Origin of the sequence: Paenibacillus cisolokensis (genome assembly GCF_018403665.1) — a bacterium.
GTDB classification, from domain to species: domain Bacteria; phylum Bacillota; class Bacilli; order Paenibacillales; family Paenibacillaceae; genus Paenibacillus_AH; species Paenibacillus_AH cisolokensis.
Genome location: NZ_BOVJ01000079.1, coordinates 25,907 through 47,968 on the forward strand (window position 1 = coordinate 25,907; position 22,062 = coordinate 47,968).

The 22,062-nt window shown below is 59.4% G+C and carries 18 protein-coding genes and 4 pseudogenes; 3 read left to right on the forward strand and 19 right to left on the reverse strand.

The genetic code is table 11. The features are described 5' to 3' along the window. Positions 1-10: 10 nt before the first annotated feature. From PACILC2_RS11835 to PACILC2_RS11870, 9 genes are all read right to left on the reverse strand, one after another. Positions 11-2,194, reverse strand: a complete 2,184-nt coding sequence (locus PACILC2_RS11835) for a RelA/SpoT family protein (RefSeq protein WP_213528975.1) — start codon at positions 2,192-2,194, stop codon at positions 11-13. 256 nt (positions 2,195-2,450) lie between these two features. Continuing rightward, positions 2,451-2,963: an adenine phosphoribosyltransferase gene (locus PACILC2_RS11840; RefSeq protein WP_062491973.1), complete on the reverse strand. Its 513-nt coding sequence runs from the start codon at positions 2,961-2,963 to the stop codon at positions 2,451-2,453. 3 nt (positions 2,964-2,966) lie between these two features. Then, positions 2,967-3,161: a hypothetical protein gene (locus PACILC2_RS29880; protein WP_213528987.1), complete on the reverse strand. Its 195-nt coding sequence runs from the start codon at positions 3,159-3,161 to the stop codon at positions 2,967-2,969. Continuing rightward, on the reverse strand, positions 3,158-5,419 hold the full coding sequence (gene recJ / locus PACILC2_RS11850; protein WP_213528976.1) for a single-stranded-DNA-specific exonuclease RecJ: 2,262 nt from the start codon (positions 5,417-5,419) through the stop codon (positions 3,158-3,160). Before recJ ends, PACILC2_RS29880 begins: the two co-directional genes overlap by 4 nt. A 40-nt stretch (positions 5,420-5,459) precedes the next feature. Next, positions 5,460-6,104 (reverse strand): cation transporter dimerization domain-containing protein, encoded by a 645-nt coding sequence (locus tag PACILC2_RS11855; protein WP_372447116.1) that lies wholly within the window; start codon positions 6,102-6,104, stop codon positions 5,460-5,462. Next, a complete protein-coding gene (locus PACILC2_RS29380) occupies positions 6,056-6,370 on the reverse strand; it encodes a cation efflux transmembrane domain-containing protein (RefSeq protein WP_372447115.1) in 315 nt (104 codons plus the stop codon). The genes PACILC2_RS11855 and PACILC2_RS29380 overlap by 49 nt, the downstream gene beginning before the upstream one ends. A gap of 42 nt (positions 6,371-6,412) precedes the next feature. Beyond that, a complete protein-coding gene (secF, locus tag PACILC2_RS11860; RefSeq protein ID WP_213528977.1) occupies positions 6,413-7,351 on the reverse strand; it encodes a protein translocase subunit SecF in 939 nt (312 codons plus the stop codon). Continuing rightward, the gene (gene secD, locus PACILC2_RS11865; protein WP_213528978.1) at positions 7,341-8,573 is read right to left on the reverse strand and encodes a protein translocase subunit SecD; all 1,233 of its coding nucleotides are present in this window, start codon (positions 8,571-8,573) and stop codon (positions 7,341-7,343) included. The genes secF and secD overlap by 11 nt, the downstream gene beginning before the upstream one ends. Before the next feature lie 82 nt (positions 8,574-8,655). Beyond that, a complete protein-coding gene (locus PACILC2_RS11870) occupies positions 8,656-8,895 on the reverse strand; it encodes a post-transcriptional regulator (protein WP_372447117.1) in 240 nt (79 codons plus the stop codon). A 256-nt stretch (positions 8,896-9,151) separates the two neighbouring features. Between PACILC2_RS11870 and spoVB the strand changes: the two genes are divergently transcribed. Further along, positions 9,152-10,708 carry a stage V sporulation protein B gene (spoVB, locus tag PACILC2_RS11875; protein ID WP_213528980.1) on the forward strand — a complete coding sequence of 519 codons (1,557 nt, stop codon included), beginning with the start codon at positions 9,152-9,154 and terminating at the stop codon, positions 10,706-10,708. Here the strand turns inward: spoVB and PACILC2_RS11880 are convergent. Next, a pseudogene (locus tag PACILC2_RS11880) lies at positions 10,705-11,456 on the reverse strand (YetF domain-containing protein). The gene spoVB and the pseudogene PACILC2_RS11880 sit on opposite strands and share 4 nt — an antisense overlap. A gap of 238 nt (positions 11,457-11,694) precedes the next feature. Between PACILC2_RS11880 and PACILC2_RS11885 the strand changes: the two are divergent. Both PACILC2_RS11885 and PACILC2_RS11890 read left to right on the forward strand, forming a co-directional pair. Then, positions 11,695-12,081, forward strand: coding sequence for a TIGR04086 family membrane protein (locus tag PACILC2_RS11885; RefSeq protein WP_062491964.1), 387 nt, complete (start codon positions 11,695-11,697; stop codon positions 12,079-12,081). Between the two features lie 114 nt (positions 12,082-12,195). Then, entirely contained in the window at positions 12,196-13,047 is an 852-nt protein-coding gene (locus PACILC2_RS11890) for a phosphatase PAP2 family protein (protein WP_213528981.1), read from the forward strand. 197 nt (positions 13,048-13,244) lie between these two features. Here PACILC2_RS11890 and yajC read toward each other — a convergent pair whose 3' ends face one another. The 9 genes and pseudogenes from yajC to PACILC2_RS11935 form a co-directional block, all read right to left on the reverse strand. Continuing rightward, the gene (gene yajC, locus PACILC2_RS11895; RefSeq protein ID WP_062491960.1) at positions 13,245-13,559 is read right to left on the reverse strand and encodes a preprotein translocase subunit YajC; all 315 of its coding nucleotides are present in this window, start codon (positions 13,557-13,559) and stop codon (positions 13,245-13,247) included. 13 nt (positions 13,560-13,572) lie between these two features. Next, a pseudogene (tgt, locus tag PACILC2_RS11900) lies at positions 13,573-14,705 on the reverse strand (tRNA guanosine(34) transglycosylase Tgt). Positions 14,706-14,735: 30 nt separating this feature from the next. After that, positions 14,736-15,779, reverse strand: a complete 1,044-nt coding sequence (gene queA, locus PACILC2_RS11905) for a tRNA preQ1(34) S-adenosylmethionine ribosyltransferase-isomerase QueA (protein WP_213528982.1) — start codon at positions 15,777-15,779, stop codon at positions 14,736-14,738. Positions 15,780-15,792: 13 nt separating this feature from the next. Further along, the gene (locus PACILC2_RS11910) at positions 15,793-17,886 is read right to left on the reverse strand and encodes a SpoIID/LytB domain-containing protein (protein ID WP_213528983.1); all 2,094 of its coding nucleotides are present in this window, start codon (positions 17,884-17,886) and stop codon (positions 15,793-15,795) included. Positions 17,887-17,970: 84 nt separating this feature from the next. Beyond that, on the reverse strand, positions 17,971-18,999 hold the full coding sequence (gene ruvB / locus PACILC2_RS11915; RefSeq protein WP_062491955.1) for a Holliday junction branch migration DNA helicase RuvB: 1,029 nt from the start codon (positions 18,997-18,999) through the stop codon (positions 17,971-17,973). A 19-nt stretch (positions 19,000-19,018) separates the two neighbouring features. Continuing rightward, positions 19,019-19,641 (reverse strand): annotated as a pseudogene (gene ruvA / locus PACILC2_RS11920) (Holliday junction branch migration protein RuvA). Then, positions 19,638-20,141, reverse strand: coding sequence for a crossover junction endodeoxyribonuclease RuvC (ruvC, locus tag PACILC2_RS11925; RefSeq protein ID WP_213528984.1), 504 nt, complete (start codon positions 20,139-20,141; stop codon positions 19,638-19,640). Before ruvC ends, ruvA begins: the two are co-directional and overlap by 4 nt. 190 nt (positions 20,142-20,331) lie before the next feature. Further along, the gene (locus tag PACILC2_RS11930) at positions 20,332-20,970 is read right to left on the reverse strand and encodes a BofC C-terminal domain-containing protein (protein WP_213528985.1); all 639 of its coding nucleotides are present in this window, start codon (positions 20,968-20,970) and stop codon (positions 20,332-20,334) included. A gap of 144 nt (positions 20,971-21,114) precedes the next feature. After that, a pseudogene (locus PACILC2_RS11935) lies at positions 21,115-22,062 on the reverse strand (hypothetical protein); the annotation flags it as partial.

Consider the following 22,062-nt stretch of genomic DNA (forward strand, 5'->3'; position numbering starts at 1 on the left):
ATTCCTGCCTTTATTGCATAATCCGCTGTACGGAATAAACGTCCTTGACCCGCTTGATCTTCTCGACGACCGCCTGCAGATGGTCGACGTTGCGGATCAGAATCGTCATATGAATCATCGCCATCTTGTTTTTGACGGAGCGGCCGGTGACCGCCGAAATGTTCGTTTTGCTCTCGGATACGGCCTGCAGCACCTCGTTCAGCAGTCCGCGCCGGTCATGGCCGGTAATTTCGATATCGACGCTGTAGTTCGCTTCGACCGATTCTTCCCATTCCACTTCGATGACCCGTTCCGCTTCCTCCCCTTCCGCGCCGAGCGGAAGATTCGGGCAGTTGGCACGATGAATGGAAACGCCCCGGCCGCGCGTAATATATCCGATAATGTCGTCGCCGGGCACCGGATTGCAGCAGCGGGAAAATCGGACGAGCAAATTGTCGACGCCTTTCACCTTTACGCCGTGGGTCGGCCGGTTTTTGCGGGAGGAGGCAGGCGCTTTCACTTCCTTCACTTCGCCCGTCAGCTCGATCTGGCTCGCTTCCTCGGCTTCCTTGCGCAGCTTCTCCGTCAGCCGGGTGCAAACCTGGGCGGCGGTAATGCCGCCGAAGCCGATAGCCGACATCATATCTTCGATGTCGTTGAAAGTGAACTTCGCCGCCACTTCCTGCAGCTTGTCTTCCGTCATCCAGGCGGACGGCTCCAGACCGAGCCGCTTCAACTCGCGTTCCAGCAGCTCGCGGCCTTTCGCCACGTTCTCCTCCCGCTTTTCCTTCTTGAACCACTGCTTGATTTTGCTGCGGGCATGCGACGACTGCGCGATTTTGATCCAGTCCTGGCTCGGTCCGTACGAATGCTTCGACGTCAATATTTCGACAATGTCGCCGGTTTTCAACTTATGGTCGAGCGGCACGATGCGGCCGTTCACCTTGGCCCCGATCGTGCGGTTGCCGACCTCGGTATGAATGCGATAAGCGAAGTCGAGCGGCACCGCTCCCGCAGGCAGGTCAAATACTTCCCCTTTCGGCGTAAAGACGAATACGCGGTCGGAGAAAAAGTCCATTTTGAGCGATTCCATAAATTCGGACGCATCCCGCGCTTCGTGCTGGAGCTCCAGAATTTCACGGAACCAGGTCATTTTATCCTCGAAACTGCCGCCGGGCACGAACGCCCCTTCTTTATAAGCCCAATGAGCCGCGACGCCGTACTCGCTCGTCCGGTGCATGTCCCACGTCCGGATCTGCACTTCCGTCGGCTCTCCGTTCGGTCCGATCACCGTCGTGTGCAGCGACTGGTACATATTCGCCTTCGGCATCGCGATATAGTCCTTGAACCGGCCGGGCATCGGCTTCCACAACGTATGAATAATGCCGAGCGTCGCATAGCAGTCTTTAATGTTGTCAACGATAATGCGAATCGCCAGCAGATCGTATATTTCGTTAAACTGCTTGTTTTTCTCGGTCATTTTCTTGTAGATGCTGTAAATATGCTTCGGCCGGCCCGAAATGTCGCCGTTGATGCCCATCTCCGCCAGCTTCTCGCCGATCCGTTCGATAACACTGGCGATATATTGCTCCCGCTCGGCCCTCTTCTTCTTCATCAGATTGGCGATCCGGTAATACTGCTGGGGATTCAAATAACGGAGGGCGATATCTTCCATTTCCCATTTGATCGCCGATATCCCGAGCCGGTGGGCGATCGGACAGTAGATTTCCAGCGTCTCGTAGGCGATGCGGCGCTGCGCCTCTTCGGACTGGAATTTGAGGGTCCGCATATTGTGCAGCCGGTCGGCCAGCTTGATCAATATTACGCGCAAATCTTGCGCCATCGCGACGAACATTTTGCGGTAATTTTCGTTCTGCTGCTCCTCTTTGGAACGAAAGCGAATCTTCTCCAGCTTGGTCAATCCGTCCACAAGCATGGCGCATGATTCGCCGAAACGGGCGCGTACGTCCTTGAGGTCGACCGTCGTGTCTTCCACCACATCGTGCAGCAGAGCGGCAATGATCGACAGCACGTCCATCTGCATGTCAACCAGAATGCCCGCAACCGCGACAGGATGAAGGATGTACGGCTCGCCCGATTTGCGCACCTGTCCCGCGTGCGCCTTCTCGGCGAAATCATAAGCTTCCTTGATGCGTGTCAAATCCTGTTCTTTCAGATAGGTCGCTGCCTTTTCAAGCAATTGCTCTATGCCCATGAAACGATCCTTTCCAAGAAGAGTCGCCAATAGAAAAAGCGGTTCGCTACCGGGTGCGCCAGCCGGTGCGAAGCTTCTCCATGTGGTCATAAAACCCCCGATTATATGGATATGTTATTAAGATGTATTATGCCTCTTGCGCCTTCCTGCGTCAACCGTTCCGGATTGGCGCCCGGCAATTCGGCAAAAACAAACTGCGCCGGCTGCGGATGGCAGCCGGGCGGCAGGGATCGGAATGGCCGGTAGGAGCGAGCGGCTAATAGGTTACAAGCGAGAACACGTCGATGTCTGTCAGCTTGTCCCGTCCGTTCAGGTAGCCGAGCTCGATCAGAAAAGCGGCGCCAACGACTTCGCCTCCGAGCTGACGAACGAGCTTGATCGTCGTGGAGATCGTTCCTCCCGTCGCCAGCAGGTCGTCGGCAATCAGCACTCGCTGACCGGGCCGGATCGCGTCTTTATGCATCGCGAGCATATCTTTGCCGTATTCGAGGTCATAGCTCGCCTCGACCGTTTCGCCGGGAAGCTTGCCGCTTTTCCGAATCGGCACGAAACCGACGCCGAGCGCCAGCGCGAGCGGCGCGCCGACGACGAAGCCGCGCGCTTCCGGCCCCGCCACCAGATCGATCCGCTTGTCCTCCACCGCCTGTTTCATCGCTTCGATGGCGGCCCGGTACGCTTCGCCGTTCTTCAGCAGCGTCGTAATATCTTTAAACCGGATGCCCGGCTTCGGAAAATCGGGAATGACGCGTATAAATTGTTTGAAATCCATCGTTCAGGTCATCCTTTCAGGACTTGAAATCGTTGCTCCGCCATTTAACGTTCCGGTACGGTGCGCCGAACGTTCGGCGATCCAGCCGGACAGCTCCTTGTACGGCGCATGCAGAATGGAGGCGGATTCCGCCTCGCGAACCGCTGCCCGGTAACGGGCCGACTCGGAGAGCTCCCGTTTTTGCGGCGACGGGTTCACATATATGCTTCCTTCGCGCCGTTCGATAAATGCCAGTTCGGCAAAACGTCCAGCATCATTTCGACGGTGTCGGCGGGCAGTCCCGCCATCGCGGCAAGACGCTCGGACAAGCCTCGCTCGGGCAGCCGCTCCGCTCGTCGGAGCAGCTGATACACTTTGGCAAACTGCTCGCGTCCGGGGAATCGCCGGGTCCGCCCGGGTGAAGCGCGTTCCTGCCGGTATATGGCGTGCACGGCTTCCAGTCCGTTGCATCGCTCCAGCACTGCCGCCAGCCGTTCGCCGGAGGCCGGCTCGCCCAGCAGCACCAGCTCCTCGCAGCATATGCCCTCGGCGGGCATGCTTTCGAAGGTGTAAAACGAGAGCGTCCCGTTCTCCGCGCCTTGCTCCGGCTGCGCGGCGCCGGCCGCCGCCTCGGCCCACGCCTGCGTCGCCGCCAATACGGCCGCCGAACGTTCCCGCGCGGCCGTTCGTTCCAGAACGGCGCGCAGCGCGGCAAGCGGCTCGCGCTCCCCGCGCAGATCGAACAGCTGCACCTGCTCTACCCGCAAATCTTTCATCAGCAGCTGCGGACGGCGGTTGCCGTTCCATTCGTTCATCGCAAGTTCGCCGATTACGCTGACATAGGCGCCCTGGGCCAGCTGTTCGGCATACCCGCCCATACCGAAGCCAACCGCGTCAAGCAGCCGGCCGCCGCCCGCGAGCGACAGCTTCAGATGCTTGCCGTCCTTGCCCATCGTTCTCCTGTCCGCAACATTGACGTTCGCGATCAGGACGCGCGGAGACGGATTGTCCGCGCCGAACGGCTGAAGCCTGTCCAACTGCTCGATCGTCTCGACCGAAGCTTCCTCCAAAGCGCATACGAGATCGACGCGCGTTTTCGGAATCCAGTCTTCATCCGTCAACGTCCGCAGCGCCCACTCGCCAAGCCGGCGTTCGAGCTCCGCCAGCCGGTCGCGATGAAGAGTCATGCCGGCCGCAGCCTGATGGCCGCCGAAGTGTTCGAACAGCTCGGCGCATGAAGTAAGCGCAGCATGAAGGTCATAGCCGTCGATGGAACGGGCGGAGCCTTTGCATAAGCCGGTCTCGCCATCGACAGAGAGGATGACCGTCGGCTTGTAGTGCTTCTCCAGCAGCTTGGACGCCACAATGCCGATGACGCCGACGTTCCAGCCTTCCCCGGCGAGAACGATGACCGGCGGTGCCGTCTCTCCTTCGCGCCGCGCGCGGTCGCAGCGCGCTTCCCACATCTCCTCCGCTTCGCGAACGATGGCGTCGACGATTTTCTGCCTTTCCCGATTGAGCCCGTCGAGCAGCGCCGCTTTCTCTTCGGCTTCCTCGGGCCGCTCCGTCGTGAGCAGCGTGACGGCATGATCGGCATGGGACAACCGGCCGCTCGCATTAACCCGCGGCGCCATGCCGAATGCGACATCGGCGGCCGTTACGGCGGCCAGGTTCACATTCGCCTTCTCGGCCAGCGCCCGCAAGCCCGGAACGCTTCCGCCCCGCATCTGGGCGAGGCCGCAGCGGACGAGGATACGGTTTTCGCCGGTGAGCGGCATCAGATCGGCGATCGTGCCGAGCGCCGCGACATCGGCGAGTTCAAGCGGCGGCTCGCCCGTCAGCGCATGGGCGAGCTTGAAGGCGACGCCGGCGCCGGCCAGTCCTTTGAACGGATACGGGCATCCCGGCTGCTTCGGATTAATGAGCGCATGCGCTTCCGGAAGCACTTCCGGCGGTTCGTGATGGTCCGTGACGACGACTTCCATGCCGAGCTCGCGGGCATAAGCCACTTCATCGACCGCGCTCATCCCGGTATCGACCGTCAGCAGCAGGCGAACGCCGGCGGCCGCGGCCTGATCGATGGCCGGCCGGTTCAGACCGTATCCTTCTTTCAAGCGGTCCGGTATGTAATAATCGAAGTCATAACCGAGTCGCCGGAACAGCCGGATCAGCAGCGAGGTCGCCGATACGCCGTCGGCGTCGTAATCGCCGTAAATGCGGATTTTCCCGCCCTCCGCCGTCGACCTGCGAATCCGCTCGACCGCTTCTTCCATCCCCTTCAGCCGATACGGGTCGTGCATATGCTCCGGCCCCGCCTCGAGAAACAACCTTGCCGCCTCCGGCTCGTCCACGCCTCGCGCCACCAGCAGTCTGGCGACGAGCGGCGGCAGCTTCAGCGCGGCGGCGAGCTTCGCGGCCCGCTCATCCTGAACGGGCGTCCACTGGCCGACATCCCACCTTGTTTTCGGTTTGATCATTGGATTAAACCCTTCCTATGCAGCATGAATAACGCTGCTGCTACTGCAGCAGCGTCGGCATATGCTCCTGATTGGGATCATGATTCGATCTGTAAGGATAGCCGGGATCGTACGGCTCGACATGTACCGTCACATCCGCCACATGAATGAATCGGTCGAGCAGCAGCAGTCTGACCCGCTTGGCGATCTCGCTTCCTTCCATCACGCTGATGCGCGGATTGACGCTGATGACGACTTCGACCACCACGTAATGTCCGCGTTCGCGGGCCCGCACCATTTCCACCGTGATGACGCCTTCAACCCGCTGGATCACCTGCATCAGCTCATCGGCGCGTTCGGCTCCGCGCTCGGCGAACGCCCCGCTCCGGGCCGTGCCGATAATGAGCCGGCAGCCTTCCGCCAGCACGAGCGCGGAAATGATGAGCCCGGCGGCAGGATCGAGATAAGACAAATGCGGTACGGACATCAGACCGCCGATCCAGGCGCCGCCGGCGCCGGCCGCGGCGGCAGCCGACACATACAGGGCGGCTCTTCTGTCCCCGGCTCCGCCCGGCGGCAGTACCCACTGCCGGACGAGCAGACCGAACAGCGCGGCAGCGGCAGCCGGCCAATGAGGCGCTTCCATATCTCCGGCTATTATAACGCGAATCGACGAGATGCCGATTTCCATCCCGGCAAGCAACATGATCGCCGACAGCACGACGTTTTGGCGGTCTCCGCCTTCATATCTCCGCCGCGGACTGCTCGTCCCGCCCGCGCGCGGCGGCTTAATCGAAGATCCGCATACGATTCCGCCGCTTCGGCGGTCGAGCGGAATGCATCGGCCAGCAGCGCCGTGCTCCCGCTCAGCCAGCCGACAATTCCTTTGAACAGCGCCAACGCCGTATTTCCCCACAAGCCGTACCTGATAGCGGCTTCCGATCGAGCGTATCGCTGCTTCATTTTGCACATGCGCCTCCTAATGCCATTGCGATCCGCCGGCAAGCAAGACAACTACGACGCGGACTGCGCCTTGACCGCCTGCTTGTTCGGCTTCTGCTTGTTCTTCATGACAAGCCAGAGCTGGCTGGCTATGCAAATCGTCGAATAAGCCCCGCTAAGCAGACCGATAATTTTCGCCAGCGAGAACAGCTTGATCGATTCGCTGCCGAACAGGAACAGACAGACGGCGACAATGACGACCGTCAGAACGGTGTAGATGTTTCGCGCCATCGTCTGCCATATGCTCGCGTTGACCAGTTCGGCGAGCTGATCGAAATTTTTCACTTTATTGAACCGCATATTTTCCCGAATTCGGTCGAATATGACGATCTTGTCGTTGATCGAGTAACCGATCGTCGTCAGAACGGCGGCGATAAACGGCAAGTCGACCTGCAGCCGGAAGATGGAGAAGATCGCGACCACGACGAACGCATCGTACAATATCGCAATGTTCATCGCGAGCGCCATCCGCCATTCAAAGCGGAGCATGACATACAGCATGATCGCCACAGAGGCGATAATGATCGCAAATATCGTTTTGATGCCGAGCTCCCGGGCCATATCCGGAGAGACGATGTTAATTTCCGACGAGACGTCTTCTCCGTATTTGTCCTTGAACAGCTTCATAATATGATTCGTTTCCGACTGTTCCAGCACCGTTTCGAACCGGACCGTCACCCGCTCGCCGCGATTGCCCCCGACGGTCGGCGTAACGTCCTCGTAGCCGGCTTCCGCCAGCAGCTGCTTCGCTTCATCTTGCGTAATCGACGAGCCGCTGAGCGATATATCCATATTCGTGCCGGCCTTGAAGTCGACGCCGTAATTCAAATTAAAAATAAGAAGCGACAGGATGCCCGCTATCGTCAGCGCGATCGAGAAGGCAAAAAACTTGTTCCGGTTGCGAACAAAGTCAAACCGGATTTTCGTCTGGTATTTCGTATTATAGTTCACGGATTTCCGCCTCCTTCACGCCGTAATAGAACGGCTTGGTGAATACATTGCTTTTGGCAAGCAAATGAATCAGGAAGCGGGAGAAAAAGACGTTCGTCAATACGCTGAGCAGGATGCTCAAAATCATCGTCAGCGCGAAGCCGCGGATCGCCCCGTTGCCGATATAATAGAGCACCAGGCTGGAAATGATGCTCGTAACGTTGGCGTCCATAATGGTGCGGAACGAGCTCTTCGATCCGGCTTTCAGCGAAGACAGCAAACTTTTGCCGCTGCGGATCTCTTCCTTGATCCGCTCCGCGGTAATAATGTTGGCGTCGACCGCCATCCCGATGCCGAGCACGAACGCGGCGATGCCGGGAAGCGTTAACGTGGCATGCATCAGATTGTATACGATAATGAGCAGCCACGTATACGTGATCAGCGAAATGCAGGCGACGACGCCGGGCAGCCGGTACAGAATGACGAGAAACACGAGAATAATCAACGTGCCGATGATGCCGGCCTGCACCGTTTGCTCCAGCGACTGCTGGCCGAGCGTCGCGCCGACGCTCTGCGTATATTTCTCCGTCAGCTTCAGCGGAAGCGCGCCGAGGTTGATCGTATCCCGCAGCTTCCGCGCTTCCTCCAGCGTATAGTCGCCGCTGATCTGGGCGCTGCCGCCGGTGATCGGGTAGTTGACGACCGGGCTGGACAGCAGTTCGTCGTCCAGATAGATGGACAGCGTCTGCCCGGTCAGGCGAGTCGTCACATCCTCAAACTTCTTCGCATCCTTCAGCTTGATCGTCACAAGCGGATTGCCGACCTGATCGTATTCGACTCTCGCCCCGTTTTCCACAAAATCGCTGCCTTTAAGCTCGATCGTTCCGTCGGGTGCGCGAAACGTCAAATTGACCGGTTTTTTGATGATTTCCCGGACTTCCTCTTCATTCGTAACGCCCGCCAGCTTCACCCGAATCCGGTTGCTGCCCTCCGTCGTAATTTCCGGCTCGGCAATGCCCAGGGCATCGACGCGCGATTCCAGGCTTTTCGCCGTCTCGCGCAGCGATTCGGGCGTCACCTGCTGGCCGCCTTCGATCGGCGAAGCCTCGTACAAAATTTCGAAGCCGCCCTTCAGGTCCAGCCCGAGCCGGACTCCCCGGACAAAATCGGGGCTTGTCCATACGATCGCGCCGAACAAGACGGCGACAACCCCGAGGAAGGCGATAATTCTCTTCCCGCTCATAACGTCCATGCTCCTCCTTCAGTTCTCAATAGTCCTATTATAGCGATGGATAAAATGGCAGTCAAAAAAAGAACCCCTTTCCTCAGAAACGGGTTCTTCGCAAGGCGCTCAACGTCAAGTAGTTCATAAATTGCGTCGCCTTGAGCGACAAAATATCGTTGACGATCCGGTGAAGCGCCGGCATGCCGCTCTTGGCGTAATTGGCGCTCACGCATTCCCAGATTTCATCCGCGCTGACATGCTCGTAGCCGATCAACCGAAACTCTTCCGCCTTGCTCTCGCAAAGCGCCCTGATCGAATCGTCCCATTCCAGTTCCTCCATCATCCGCTTCCCCCTTCAAGTCCGGCTTTGTCGTCCGACAGGCCATGTTCACTAGGACCCTGGATTTTTCATGTGTAGCGGCGAATCTCCCGCCAGTTTCGCTTAACAGTTCGCTGCCGCCGATCCGAATTCCTGCATAAGGCTGAAAATGGCTGACATGGAAACGGACGGGCCTTGCATAAAAATGTTATACGGGCCTGTCTGCGTGCCCCGGACACCGGCCCGTTCAAAACCGTGACGAGAAGAGGGAGCAAATGTGACGAAGCAAACGTTTATCAAAGGAGCCATGATTCTCCTCGCCGCCGGGGTCATCAACCGGATTCTCGGCTTCGTGCCGCGAATCGCTCTGCCTCGCATTATCGGCGCGGAAGGAGTCGGCTTGTACCAGCTCAGCTATCCATTCTTGTCCGTCATGCTGACTCTGATCGTAGGAGGAATCCCGCTCGCGATCGCCAAATGGGTGGCCGAAGCCGAATCGTCCGGCGATACGGAGCGGGCCAAACATATTTTCCGCACCGCGATGGGGCTCGTCGTAACGCTTTCTCTCCTGTTTACAGCGGCGCTGCTGCTGCTTGCGCCGTGGGTGACAACACATGTCCTGCCCGACAGCCGGGTGTACCGGACGTTTCTATGTATGACGCCGCTGCTCTTGATTATCGGTATTTCGTCGGTATACCGCGGTTACTTTCAGGGCAAGCAAAACATGGTGCCGACAGCGGTATCGCAAGTCGTGGAAACGGTCATCCGCATTATCGCCAGCTTGTCTCTCGCCGCCGTGCTGCTGCCGTACGGCGTGGAGTGGGGAGCGGCCGGCGCCATGATCGGCGTCGTCGCCGGCGAAATCGGCGGCTTGTCCGTCCTGCTCTGGAAATTTTACCGCGGACGCCCCCGTCCGGCGCCGGCCGCCGGCTCCGGCACGACCGCGGCGGAACGGGAACCGGCGCTGAAGCGGTTGCTCGGCTTGTCCGCACCGGTCACCGCAAGCCAGATGGTCGGCTCTCTGTCGGGATTGCTGGAATCGATCTTCATCACCCGCTCCCTGGCGGCGGCCGGCATCGTTACCAGCGTCGCAACCGCCCAGTACGGCGCGCTGAAAGGAATGATCATGCCGCTCGTCCTGCTTCCGACCGCACTGACCTATTCGCTCGCCGTTTCGCTGGTGCCGTCGCTTTCGGAAGCGGCTGCGCGCGGCGATCGTGCGACGATCCACAAGCGGTTGCATCAGTCTATGCGGCTGGCGCTCGTAACGGGGGCGCCGTTCGTCATCGTCATGTGGCTGTTCGCCGAACCGATATGCCGGCTGCTGTACAATCATGCGGAAATTGCTCCGATGCTTCGCCTGATCGCGCTGGTCGGCCTGTTCATTTATTTGCAGGCTCCGCTTCAGGCTTCCCTTCAGGCGCTGAACAAAGCGGGCACCGCCTTGACGAACACCTTCATCGGAGCGGCCATCAAGCTGACGCTTATTATCCAGCTCGCGTCCAATCCCGATTTCGGCATATACGGAGCGCTTATCGCCATCAGCGTCAATATTATACTCGTCACACTGCTTCATGCCGTCAGCGTGCTTCGTTATATCGGATTCCGGATGAAAGGAACGGATTTCCTTAAAGTCGGAGCCGCCATGACCATTATGGGCGCGGCGGCGCAGTGGCTGATGAACCGGCAGCTCCTGCCGGCGGAATGGCTGAATTTGGCCGGCGCCTGCGCGGCCGGTGCCGCCATCTACCTGGTGCTGATGGTCGCCATGGGCATTATCGACCGGCACGATGCCGCGAGAGTCCCGTTCATCGGACGCTGGTTTCGGCCCTAGCGGTTCGGATTGTGCTTGCGGTACGTGTTGATGTACAGCTTCCCGTCGTGGTCGATCGAGCAGAAGAAGACGTCCCGGAAATTGGAAACGCCGTTACGGCGCAGTTCGTTTTTGAGCCAGAAGCGGCTTTTGCCAAGCTGCTGCAGATGTTCGTCCTGCACCTGACCATCCATGATCAGGCTGACCGGCAACGACTCGAAACGGAACATGTCGGACGGCGCCATCGGCTGAGCCGCCTGCCCGCTGCCGCCCGATTCTTGACGATGCGGAACCGATGCGTCTTGTTGCGCATTTTCATTCTCGTTTTTTTCACGATGGACAGCTTGCCGTTCGTCTCCAATATGGCGAATTCGACATCGTCCGGCGACGACAACTGATTTTCCCGCAGCTGCGATGTCAGATCGTCGATGTTGTACCGTTCTTTGCGCATCGCTTCGCGGTTCAATTGTCCCTTCGCAATAATGACGGACGGCTTGCCGTCCAGCAGCCGGCGAACGGTCCGGCTCTTCAAGGCCAGAAAAGCCGTTGCGATCTGGATCGCCACCAGCAGCGCCATCGGCAGCACCCCGTCCCAAATAGGGCGTTTGACATCTTCGATGACGATGACCGCGATTTCGGCAATCATGAACGAAATAATCAGGTCGAATACCGACAGTTTTCCAATCTCCCGTTTGCCCATCAGCCGAACCGTTAAAAACACGACGAAGTAAATGACAAGCGTCCGGAACAATAACAGCAAATATTCCATCGTCAACGGCCTCCCGATTTATCATCGTACGCGATCCGACTGCGGCAGCAGTCTTGCAACTCCTAGTGTCACCCCTCGCCGATGGCGGCATACGGCGACAGCCTTACGAATTTATGGCAGGACGAGTCGGGCTTCGGCCGTACTATTTTGTCCGGCTTGACCATATGGTTGTAATAACGTCCGATGGCATGGCCGAATGAACAGATCGCCATCCATTTTTCAAAAGGAGGAAGGTTCAATGAGTTCGAAGCATGTTACCAAAGCTCCGCTCGGTTCCCCGTTTCTGGCCGGTGTCGTAACCGCCGCGCTATGGCTGGCGGCGGGCGCCTTGCTGTTGTCGTTGCTGCTGCGATACGGCGGGGTGCAGGAAAGCGATCTTCCGGTCTCCGCGATGATTGCCCACGGGGTTGCGGCACTGGCCGGCGGATTTGCCGCAGGCAAGCGTTCCGGGCATAAAGGCTGGTATTACGGCAGCATTCTCGGCTTTTTCTATGCGATCATCATTCTGCTTATCGGTTTTCTGGCGGCCGACGGCGGTCTGTCCGCACGCAGCGCGCTGCTTGTCGGCGTCACCATTCTGTCCGGCGCGTTCGGCGGCATGGTCGGCGTCAATCTGCACAAGTAACGGCACCGTACTTGGCGGCATAGCTGCCGGCCGAACCTATCCCCTCTGCCCGACGATTATGCTATACTAGACGTTATATGCGGAACCGGAGACGATATAGGGGGATACAATACCATGGTGCTATTTCATTCCATGAACGACGTCATATGGTATACGACGCTGACCGTTATCATTTTGCTTGCTTACGGAACCGGCGCCAATCCGTTGCGGGTCGGCGGACGGTTCGTGCGGGAGCTGGCCGTTTCGCGCAGCCATCTGCTCCTGTTTGCCGCTCTGCTCGGCATTTTGCTGCTCAACAAGCTGGAGTTGTCGTACGAAGGGAAAATGCAGTACAGCGCCGATTTCACGCCGCTGTTTTATGCGATCGAAGGGGATCTGGTCGCGAATATCCAGCAGCTGCTCGTGCGCGATTGGCTGACGCCCGTCATGTCCTTTATGTATATTGTCGTTTTTCAGTCGCTGCTTATCGCATCGCTCGTCATGTACGTCTATCTCGATCCGACGAAACGGCTGTACAGGGCGACCTGCTATGCGATCATGATCAATTACGTCATCGCGATCCCGTTTTTTCTTTATTTTCCGGTTAACGAAGCGTGGTTTTACCACTCGAACGTATCGTTTCGGATACTTGAGACGTTTCCCGCCTTCGAGTCGGAATACCGCCATTTGTCCGGGCTGGACAATTGCTTTCCGAGTCTCCACACTTCGATCTCGGTCACGCTTGCGATCCTTGCGTTCCGCTCGAAGATTCGGCGCTGGGCCTGGCTCGTCGGAATAAGCGCAGCCGTCATTATTACGAGCATTTTCTATCTGGGGATTCACTGGATGACCGATATGCTGGGAGGGACGGTACTCGGCATCCTTTCCGCAGCGCTCGGGCTCTATTTCAGCCGGTACGACCTGCCTGCAGGCCGCACCGTTCCCGTGCCGGGATCGATGCGCGAGCTGACGAACAGACGGCGCTAAAGGGCGGAAAGCTGCCCCAGCGCCTCCGATGCTGCCCGGCGCTGTGTTAACGGCTGCGGACCTGCCGAGCGGGGCGCGAGGGTTCGGGCGGCTTGGCTACCGGGGGCTTCTGTTCTCCAAATATCTTTTAGGCGAACGGCAAAAAACCGGCTAGGCTTACGGCCCGGCCGGTTTTATACGTTTCGTTTGCCTTTCCGTTACGAATCCGAGGAAGCTGCCGCACTCGAAATAACGGAATTGACAGCGCTCCGCTCGAACGTAATTTTCGTTGCGTCGTTGACGCGCAGCACGACCGTATCGTCGGTCAGCTCGACTATCGTTCCGTGCATGCCTCCGATCGTCGTAATTTTGTCGCCCTTCTTCAGCTGGCTCAGCATCAAATTGCGCTGCTTCTGCTTCTTCTGCTGCGGACGAATCAACAGGAAATAAAATACGGCGAACATCAGCACAAACGGAAGAATAAGGCCGAGAAATCCGCCTGAGCCGGCGCCTGCATCTGCCGCTATAAACATGGTACCCCCCCTTTCAAAACCCCTTCTCATTGTCGAACAGTCCGTACCGGGCGAAAAATTCGTCCCGGAAGTCCAGCAGCCGGTCGTCCCGAATCGCCTGGCGCACATCTTCCATAAGCCGCAGCAAAAAGTGCAGGTTATGGTAAGTCGTCAGCCGGATGCCGAACGTTTCATCGGCTTTGATCAGATGACGAATATACGCTCGCGAATAGTTGGCGCAAGTGTAGCACGTGCAGGCGGGATCCAGCGGACCGAAATCCTCCGCATATTTCGCATTGCGGACGACGAGTCTGCCTTCGCTGGTCATCAGGGTGCCGTTGCGGGCAATCCGCGTCGGCAGGACGCAATCGAACATGTCGATTCCGCGGATCGAGCCTTCGATCAGCGCATCCGGCGATCCTACTCCCATCAGATAGCGCGGCTTGTCCGCCGGCAGGAGAGGCGTCGTGTAGTCGAGCACCTCAAACATGGTATGTTTTGGTTCGCCGACGCTTAGTCCACCAATAGCATACCCCGGGAAATCCATGGAAGTCAACTCGGCCGCGCTTTGTTTGCGCAAATCTTCGTACATGCCGCCCTGAACGATGGCAAACAGCGCCTGCTCGTCTTTGCGGGCATGCGATTTCAGGCACCGTTCCGCCCATCGGGTCGTCCGTTCGAGCGATTGCTTGACATAATCGTACGTTGCCGGATACGGCGGGCATTCGTCGAACGCCATCATGATGTCGGAGCCGAGCGCGTTCTGAATTTCCATCGCTTTCTCGGGTGAAATAAACAGCTTGTCCCCGTTCAGATGCGATCGGAACTCCACGCCTTCTTCGGTGATTTTCCGCATATTGCTCAGGCTGAACACCTGAAAACCGCCGCTGTCGGTCAAGATCGGCCGGTCCCAGTTCATAAACCGGTGCAGTCCGCCCGCCCGGCGAATCAGGTCGTGGCCCGGCCGGATGAACAGATGATACGTGTTGCTCAAGATGATGCGGGCATCCATCGCCTTCAGTTCTTCCGGGCTCATCGTCTTTACGGTTGCCTGGGTGCCGACAGGCATGAACGTCGGCGTCTCGATGACGCCGTGCGGCGTATAAATCCGGCCGAGGCGGCGCCCGACTGCTTGCAAGTTTTGATCAGTTCATATTTAATGGCCACTTTTTCCCTCTTCCGTTCCGTATTTCCGTATTAATAGATAAACATCGCATCGCCGAAGCTGAAGAAGCGGTACTCCCGTTCAATTGCTTCCGCGTACGCTCTCATCACCGCATCCCGTCCCGCCAGCGCGCTGACCAGCATCACGAGTGTCGATTGCGGCAGATGAAAATTCGTCAGCAGCGCGTCGACCATCCGGAATTTGTAGCCGGGATAGATGAAAATGTCCGTCCAGCCGCTGCACGCCTCGATGTTGCCGTCGGGATACCGGCCGCCAAGCGTCTCCAGCGTCCTGGCGGACGTCGTGCCGATCGCAACAATGCGCCGCCCCGCTTGCTTCGCCTCGCGGATCATGCGCGCGTTCGCTTCATCGAGACGATAATATTCCGCATGCATCTCGTGGTCTTCCACATTTTCCGCCGATATCGGCCGGAACGTTCCGAGTCCGACATGCAGCGTTACGTAAGCGATTTGAACGCCCTTGTCCTGCAGCTCCCGCATAAACGGCTCGGTAAAATGAAGTCCTGCCGTCGGCGCCGCGGCCGACCCGGTATGACGGGCATATACGGTCTGGTACCGCTCGCGGTCTTCCAGTCTTGTCTTGATATACGGCGGCAGCGGCATCTCGCCGAGCCGATCGAGAAGTTCGTGGAAAATGCCCTCGTACCTGAAGCGTACGATCCGGCTTCCCATTTCTCCTTCTTCTTCCACGACGGCGCGCAGCAGCGGAGTACCGGCTTGATCGCCAAACGCAATCTCCGTCCCCCGCTTCAAACGCTTCGCCGGCTTGGCCAACGTCTCCCACCGGTCGCCCTCCAGCTGCTTGAGCAGCAGCAGTTCCACCTTCGCGCCGGTATCTGCCTTGACGCCGATCAGCCTCGCCGGCATGACGCGCGTATCGTTAAACACAAACGTATCGCCTTCCCGTACGTATGCCGCCAAGTCACGAAACGTATGGTGGGCGATCCGGCCGGTTGCCTTCTCGAGCGTCAGCAGCCTGGAAGCGGTGCGCTCCGGCAGCGGCGTCTGGGCAATGAGCCGCTCCGGCAGCTCGAAATCGAACCATTCCGCTTTCATATTTTTATTATGGTCAACCTTTCGCAATCGTAGTTTCCGGGTAGTAGTATTTCAATATTCGCTGGTAATCATACCCTTGCTGGGCCAGGCCGAGCGCGCCGTACTGGGACAGGCCGAGCCCGTGTCCGTTGCCCGTGCCGACGAACCGAAAGCCCGGCTCCTTCGTCGTCGCGCGCAGCTTGCCGTTCCCGTCAAGAACGAACACGCCCGGGTCGGGCGCTTGCCGGACGCTCCCCGATGCCCCGAGCACATAGAGGGGATTGCTGTCGGCCGGCAGTTCCCTTCTCGCGCCGGCGCCCGACTCGATCGACAGCCGGGCCGTCTCGTCGACGGTGAACCGGGTGCTCGGCAGCGAACCGAGAGCCGAACGGAATATGTCCGGGTAACGAACGTCAAGCTTCTGTCCGTTCGCGGTCATTTGGGTTACGCGGCCGGAAGGCCCTCTCCCGGTCACCTCCAGCGTACGGATCGGCCCGGTGACAGCGGTCGCCGTTTTCCCTTTGAGCGTCGCGAGCAATTGCTCTGACGTAAACGGCCCGCGCACCCACGACATCGGATTGGATTGGAACGTCGAGCCGAGCGATACGACGCGCGTCCCTCTGTTCAGCGTGCCGACTGGCGCGACGCTATCCTGGACGAGCGGAATCGGCCGGACGTTGACGCCGTCCCCGGTCGCTTCCAGAATCGGCGCTCCCGCCGCGTTGGTCAGGCCGGTATCACGGAGAAAATCTTCCCGGACATAGCCGGTCTCGCCGTTCGGCATGACGATCCGGTACCAGCGGAGCAGCCCTTTCTCAGACACTTCGTCCGGACTCGATACGCTCTTCAAATAAGGTACGGCGTTCCCCCACACTTCCGTTCCGTCCGCTGTGGCTCCGCCGGCGCTGGAAGAGAACAGCGCCTCGATCACTTTACCCCCGTGCATCAACACCTCGCCCGCGGTCGCGTTGACGGCGGCGATCGTCGCCGCCTTCTCGGCGCCGGTGCCGCCGTAAGCCTGGCTGGCCACCGTATCGACCACATGGGCGATCTGGAAGCCGACGCCCTGATACAACGCATAGCTGCGGGCGGCTACGGCTTGCGCCTTGAGCGCTTCCGCCGGCCAGGACGCCGGCATTTCGGCGCCAACGACCGAATACAAATATTGTTCGAACGGCAACTCGTTGACAACCGCCAGTTTGCCGTTAAAACCGCTTGCTTCGAACGCTCCCCTGTACGTACGCCCGTAGCGTTCGGTCAGCTTGATCGGCTCCGCGCCGGACGGCGCAATCCACGCTTTCGTCCCCGTCAGCGGCACGGCGTAATGGCGTATCGCCGCATTCGCTTGCCCGGAGACGGTATGATCGTTCTGCACCAGCAAATACGGAGCCGATGCGTCAGCCTGGCGGAGCGCTTCCCCGCCCGCGCCGGCGACAGCCGACTTGACGGCGTTCAATCCGGCGGCATCGGCAGCGGCCCCGAGCATGACGGTATACGCACCGGCGCCGCGCAGCGCGACGAACGCATCGACGCCGGAAGCGCCGAACGCATCGGCCGCCTGGCGGGCTTCCGCTTCGCTGGCGAAGCTCCCCGTCTCCAGGTGAAAAGGTCCTTGTAGCACCGGCTTGACGGCGCCGGACTGCAGCTTCAGCCCCGCGCCGTTCCAGCGGTCGACCGCCTTCCTCCCTTCGGCGGCGTTCGCGTACCCGCCCTCGATCACCTGATAGACGGTTTTTCCATTCTTGGAGAGCGAGATCAGCTTGCCGGCCCCTTTGGCATCCTGCACCTGCTTGAGCAGCGCCTTTGCGGCGTTGAAATCGGCCGTCTCCGCAAGCTTCACCTTATAGTCGTCCAGCGAGAACCGGATTTGCTCTCCTGCCGGAATGGCGTCCCATGTCTTCGCGCCTGCGGGCTCGCGAAATCCGACGCTCAGCCCTCCCGCGGACGAAAACGTAGCCCAGGACGTATTCTGGGTATATTTGTTCGGCAAGTTCAAAAAGATGGCGACCCGGATCGTATCCAGACCCGGCGCCGCCCCTTGAGACGGGCGCACCGCCCCGACCGACACGGCCAGCAGCAGCGCCAGGCAGACGGCGGCGAGACGTTTCCAAGACGTTATCCCAACCATATGAAAAACTTCCCTCGCTCCCTACTCCATTTACGGATTCGTTCCGGACAACGCCGGGGCGAAGCCGTTGCTCGCATGCCGCTTCTATTGCGGCGCTTCCCGCTTCTCGTCGCCGCCGTCCGGCAGCGGGATTCCGAGGTGCCGGTATGCGAGCGGCGTCACGACCCGTCCGCGCGGCGTCCGCTGCAGAAAGCCGATCTGCATCAAATATGGCTCGTACACGTCCTCGATCGTCTGGCTTTCCTCCCCGATCGTGGCGGCAATCGTATCGAGCCCGACCGGACCACCGCGGAAAGCCGTAACCATCGACCGCAGCATTTTATGGTCGATGCTGTCCAGGCCGAGCGGATCGACCTGCAGCAGCTCCATCGCCGAACGGGCGATCTCATATGTGATGATGCCATCGCCCCGCACCTGCGCGAAGTCGCGCACCCGTTTCAGCAACCGGTTGGCGATCCGCGGCGTGCCGCGGGAACGCATGGCAATTTCGTTCGCGGCTTCCCCAACGACGGTGACGCCCAAAATTTCCGCCGCCCGGGTAACGATAAAGGCCAGCTCGTCCACCGTATAATATTCCAGCCGGCTGACTACGCCGAACCGGTCGCGCAACGGCGCCGACAGCAAGCCGGCGCGAGTAGTGGCGCCGACAAGGGTGAACGGCGGCAGATCGAGCCGGACGGAGCGGGCGCTCGGTCCTTTGCCGATCATAATATCGAGGGCGAAATCTTCCATCGCCGGATACAGCACTTCCTCCACCGAACGGTGGAGCCGATGGATTTCGTCGATAAAGAGGACATCGCCCTCCTGCAAATTCGTCAGCAGCGCGGCCAGATCACCCGGCCGCTCGATTGCCGGGCCCGACGTCGTCCGCAGCTGCACGCCGAGCTCGTTGGCGATAATGTTCGAGAGCGTCGTCTTGCCGAGACCCGGCGGCCCGTACAGCAGCACATGGTCGAGCGCTTCCTTGCGCATTTTGGCAGCTTCGATATAAACCTTCAAATTTTCCTTCGCATTCGTCTGCCCGATGTATTCATCCAGATAGCGGGGACGCAAGCTCAATTCGACAGCATGGTCGTCCATCATCAGATTGGCGGAAACTATTCGCTCTTCCATATGTATCGTCCTCCTTCCGTCAACCCTTGAACAGCTGCTGCAGCGCCCGCTTCATAAGCGAATCGACCGGCTCGTCGGCCGTTACGCTGTCGCGCAGCCGATGCCACGCCCGGTCCAGCTCCGCCGCCGTATAGCCGAGCGCAAGCAGCCCTTCACGCGCTTCGCGCCATGCCGTGCCGGCAGCAGCATCGGCCGGTTCGGCTTCCGGAGCCTCCAGTCCGGCCGCCGAATGCAGATCCGCGCCTTCGGCGCCGAGCTTGTCCTTCAGATCCAGAATCATCCGCTGCGCCGTCTTCTTGCCGATGCCCGGCAGCTTCGTCAGAAAAGCGACATTCTCCTGGCGGATGGCGGCCGCGATCGCATCGGGCCTCCCGCCGGCCAAAATGCCGAGCGCCACGCGCGGCCCGATGCCGGAGACGTCGAGTAGCGTCCGAAACAGCTTCTGTTCCTCCCGCGTCGCGAACCCGAACAGAAGCTCTGCGTCCTCGCGCACATAATGATGGGTGTAGACGACGACCGGCTCTTCCGAACGCGCGAAGCTGTAAGGGTTCGGCGTAAAATCCGATAGCCGACGTCTCTGACGTCGACGACGATATATTCCGCATCCAGATGAACGACGCGTCCTTTCACATAATCGATCATCGGCGCAGCACCTCGTTTATTTTGTGCGCCATGACGGCAGTATGGGCGTGGCAGATTGCCACTGCCAGCGCGTCGGCCACATCGTCCGGCTTCGGCACCGCAGCCAGCATCAGAAACATGCGCACCATCTCCTGCACTTGCCGCTTTTCGGCTTTGCCGTAGCCGACAACCGCCTGTTTCACCTGCAGCGGCGTATATTCGGCGACCGGCACTCCCCGCTCCGCAGCGGCGAGGATGATGACGCCGCGCGCTTGACCAACGGCAAAAGCCGTCGTCACGTTGCGGTTAAAAAACAGTTTCTCAACCGCCACGGCGTCCGGCTTGTACCGATCCATCAGCGTTCCCGCCGATTCGTATATCTGCAGCAGCCGCTTCTCCTGCGGCGTGCCCGCTTCCGTCTCGATCGAACCGTACTGTACCGGCACGAGCTTGTGCCCGCTCTTGTCAATAAATCCGAATCCGGCAATCGCAATGCCGGGATCAATTCCCATAACCCGCAAACCCGTTCTCCCCTCACGATCTGCAGCGCGTTGAAACTCTGCCCTCTTAGTATAACAAAAGATAACGGCCATGAGAACAAGCGTTTGAGATCCCCCTTTTCATAAAAAACAGGGCTGTTCCCGAAGCAGTGTCCTTCTGCTTGGAATCAGCCCTGTGTGACCCGGCTTGGCCGGCTTATCCGGCAACGCATCAATCGGCCGGCTTCATAACCTTCTCGCTATGCTCCAGCGCATAGTCGCTGTAAGTGGACAGTACGCTGTTGTATTCGTCGATATCGTTGATCCGGATTCCTTCGATCAGCCGGTCCACCCTGTCTTTCGGCAGACTGCTCTCCATATACTGAATATCGATCTGGAAAAACGTCCGGATCACCTTCTCCCGCTTGGGGGGACCTGCGAACAGCGCCACGTTGCCCTGCTTGTCCAGGCCGATATAAACTTGGCCCCTGCATGTATCGGCCAAATCTTCAATCCGTTCGACTATCCGTACCGCCCCGTCTTGATCGATCTCGGCCGACCATTCGGGATGGCTGCGCAGAAGACCGATCACCTTCCGGGACGTCATCGTTCCGAGCCGCTCCGTCTCCTCGCCGCAAATGTAAATGCGCCGCACGTAAACTTCGTGCGGCACGTTACTGTCGGCAATCGACTCGATGACGGCGGCCGTTCCGCTCGCATCCCGGCCTGCCGGATGCTGCGGCGCCCCCTCGGCAACAGCGGGCACGTTCCATATTGCGGCAGCGAGAGCCGCCCAGCAGCCCAGGGACAAAATCGGCCGCTTAGCTCTGCGAAGCCGCTTTTTGATTTGTTTCCAGAGGCTGAATTGCATAGGTTGGGAACCCCCTTAACTCCGCTTTTGGTATATTGTCTCTCGAATAAGCGGAATATGCATGATCAGGAAACGAAAAAGAAAGCCCCCTTCTCCCGCTAGGCGAATGAGACGGGGACCTTCCCGCAACCGATCGAATTCGGGTCAACGATTAATCCACGGCGTGCTGCGGCGCCGCACCGGCGGGGACGGCTGCGAAGAGACGCGGACGGTCTTTCTGGCCGATTTGCGCGGCGCGGCCGTCTTCTTCGGCAAGGTCACCGCGTTCGCCGAAAACCCGATCTCGTCATTCGAGCTTCGCGTTTCGCTATCGCTTTCTTCCCGCTTGTCTTTGGAACCGCATTTGCAAGGCTTTTCTTTTCCGCCGCCGTGCACGCCGGCGGCATGCGGCCAGTAGCTGCCATAGACGGGCTGATGCCAGCCGTAGGCTGCCGCGTTATAGCCGTACGCCGGGTTGGCGCCATGCAGATAGGCGGGGGGATTCCCGGGCGTATCGCTGCCGTACGGATACGGAGAATAATCGCCTTCATGCCCATAAGCGTAAGGCATGATGTTCGGCGCTGCGCCCCACGGTGCGGCTCCCCAATACGGGAAGTACGGATCGTTGACCGCGGACGGCATTACGCCCTGCGTATAGGGCCAGCTTTCCCCTTTAGCGAATTCCGGGGCCACATTTTCGTCGCCCTTCGCCGGCATGTGGCTGGACAGCGGACCGTAGCCGTAGTCCTTCGCTTCGCCTTTCGCCTGAATGTTCACGGAAAGCGGACCGTAGCCGTAGTCCTTCCCTTCGCCCTTCGCCGGCATGTTGCCGGACAGCGGACCGTAACCGTAGTCCTTCCCTTCGCCCTTCGCCGGCATGTTGCCGGACAGCGGACCGTAACCGTAGTCCTTCGCTTCGCCCTTCGCCGGCATGTGGCCGGACAGCGGGCCGTAGCCGTAGTCCTTCGCTTCACCTTTCGCCTGAATGTTCTCGGACAGCGGGCCGTAGCCGTGGCCCGTCATTCCCGGAACGTTGCCATGCACCGGACCATAATCAAATCCCGTCGTCCCCGGGATGTTGCCGTGCACCGGGCCGTAGCCGAATCCTGTCGT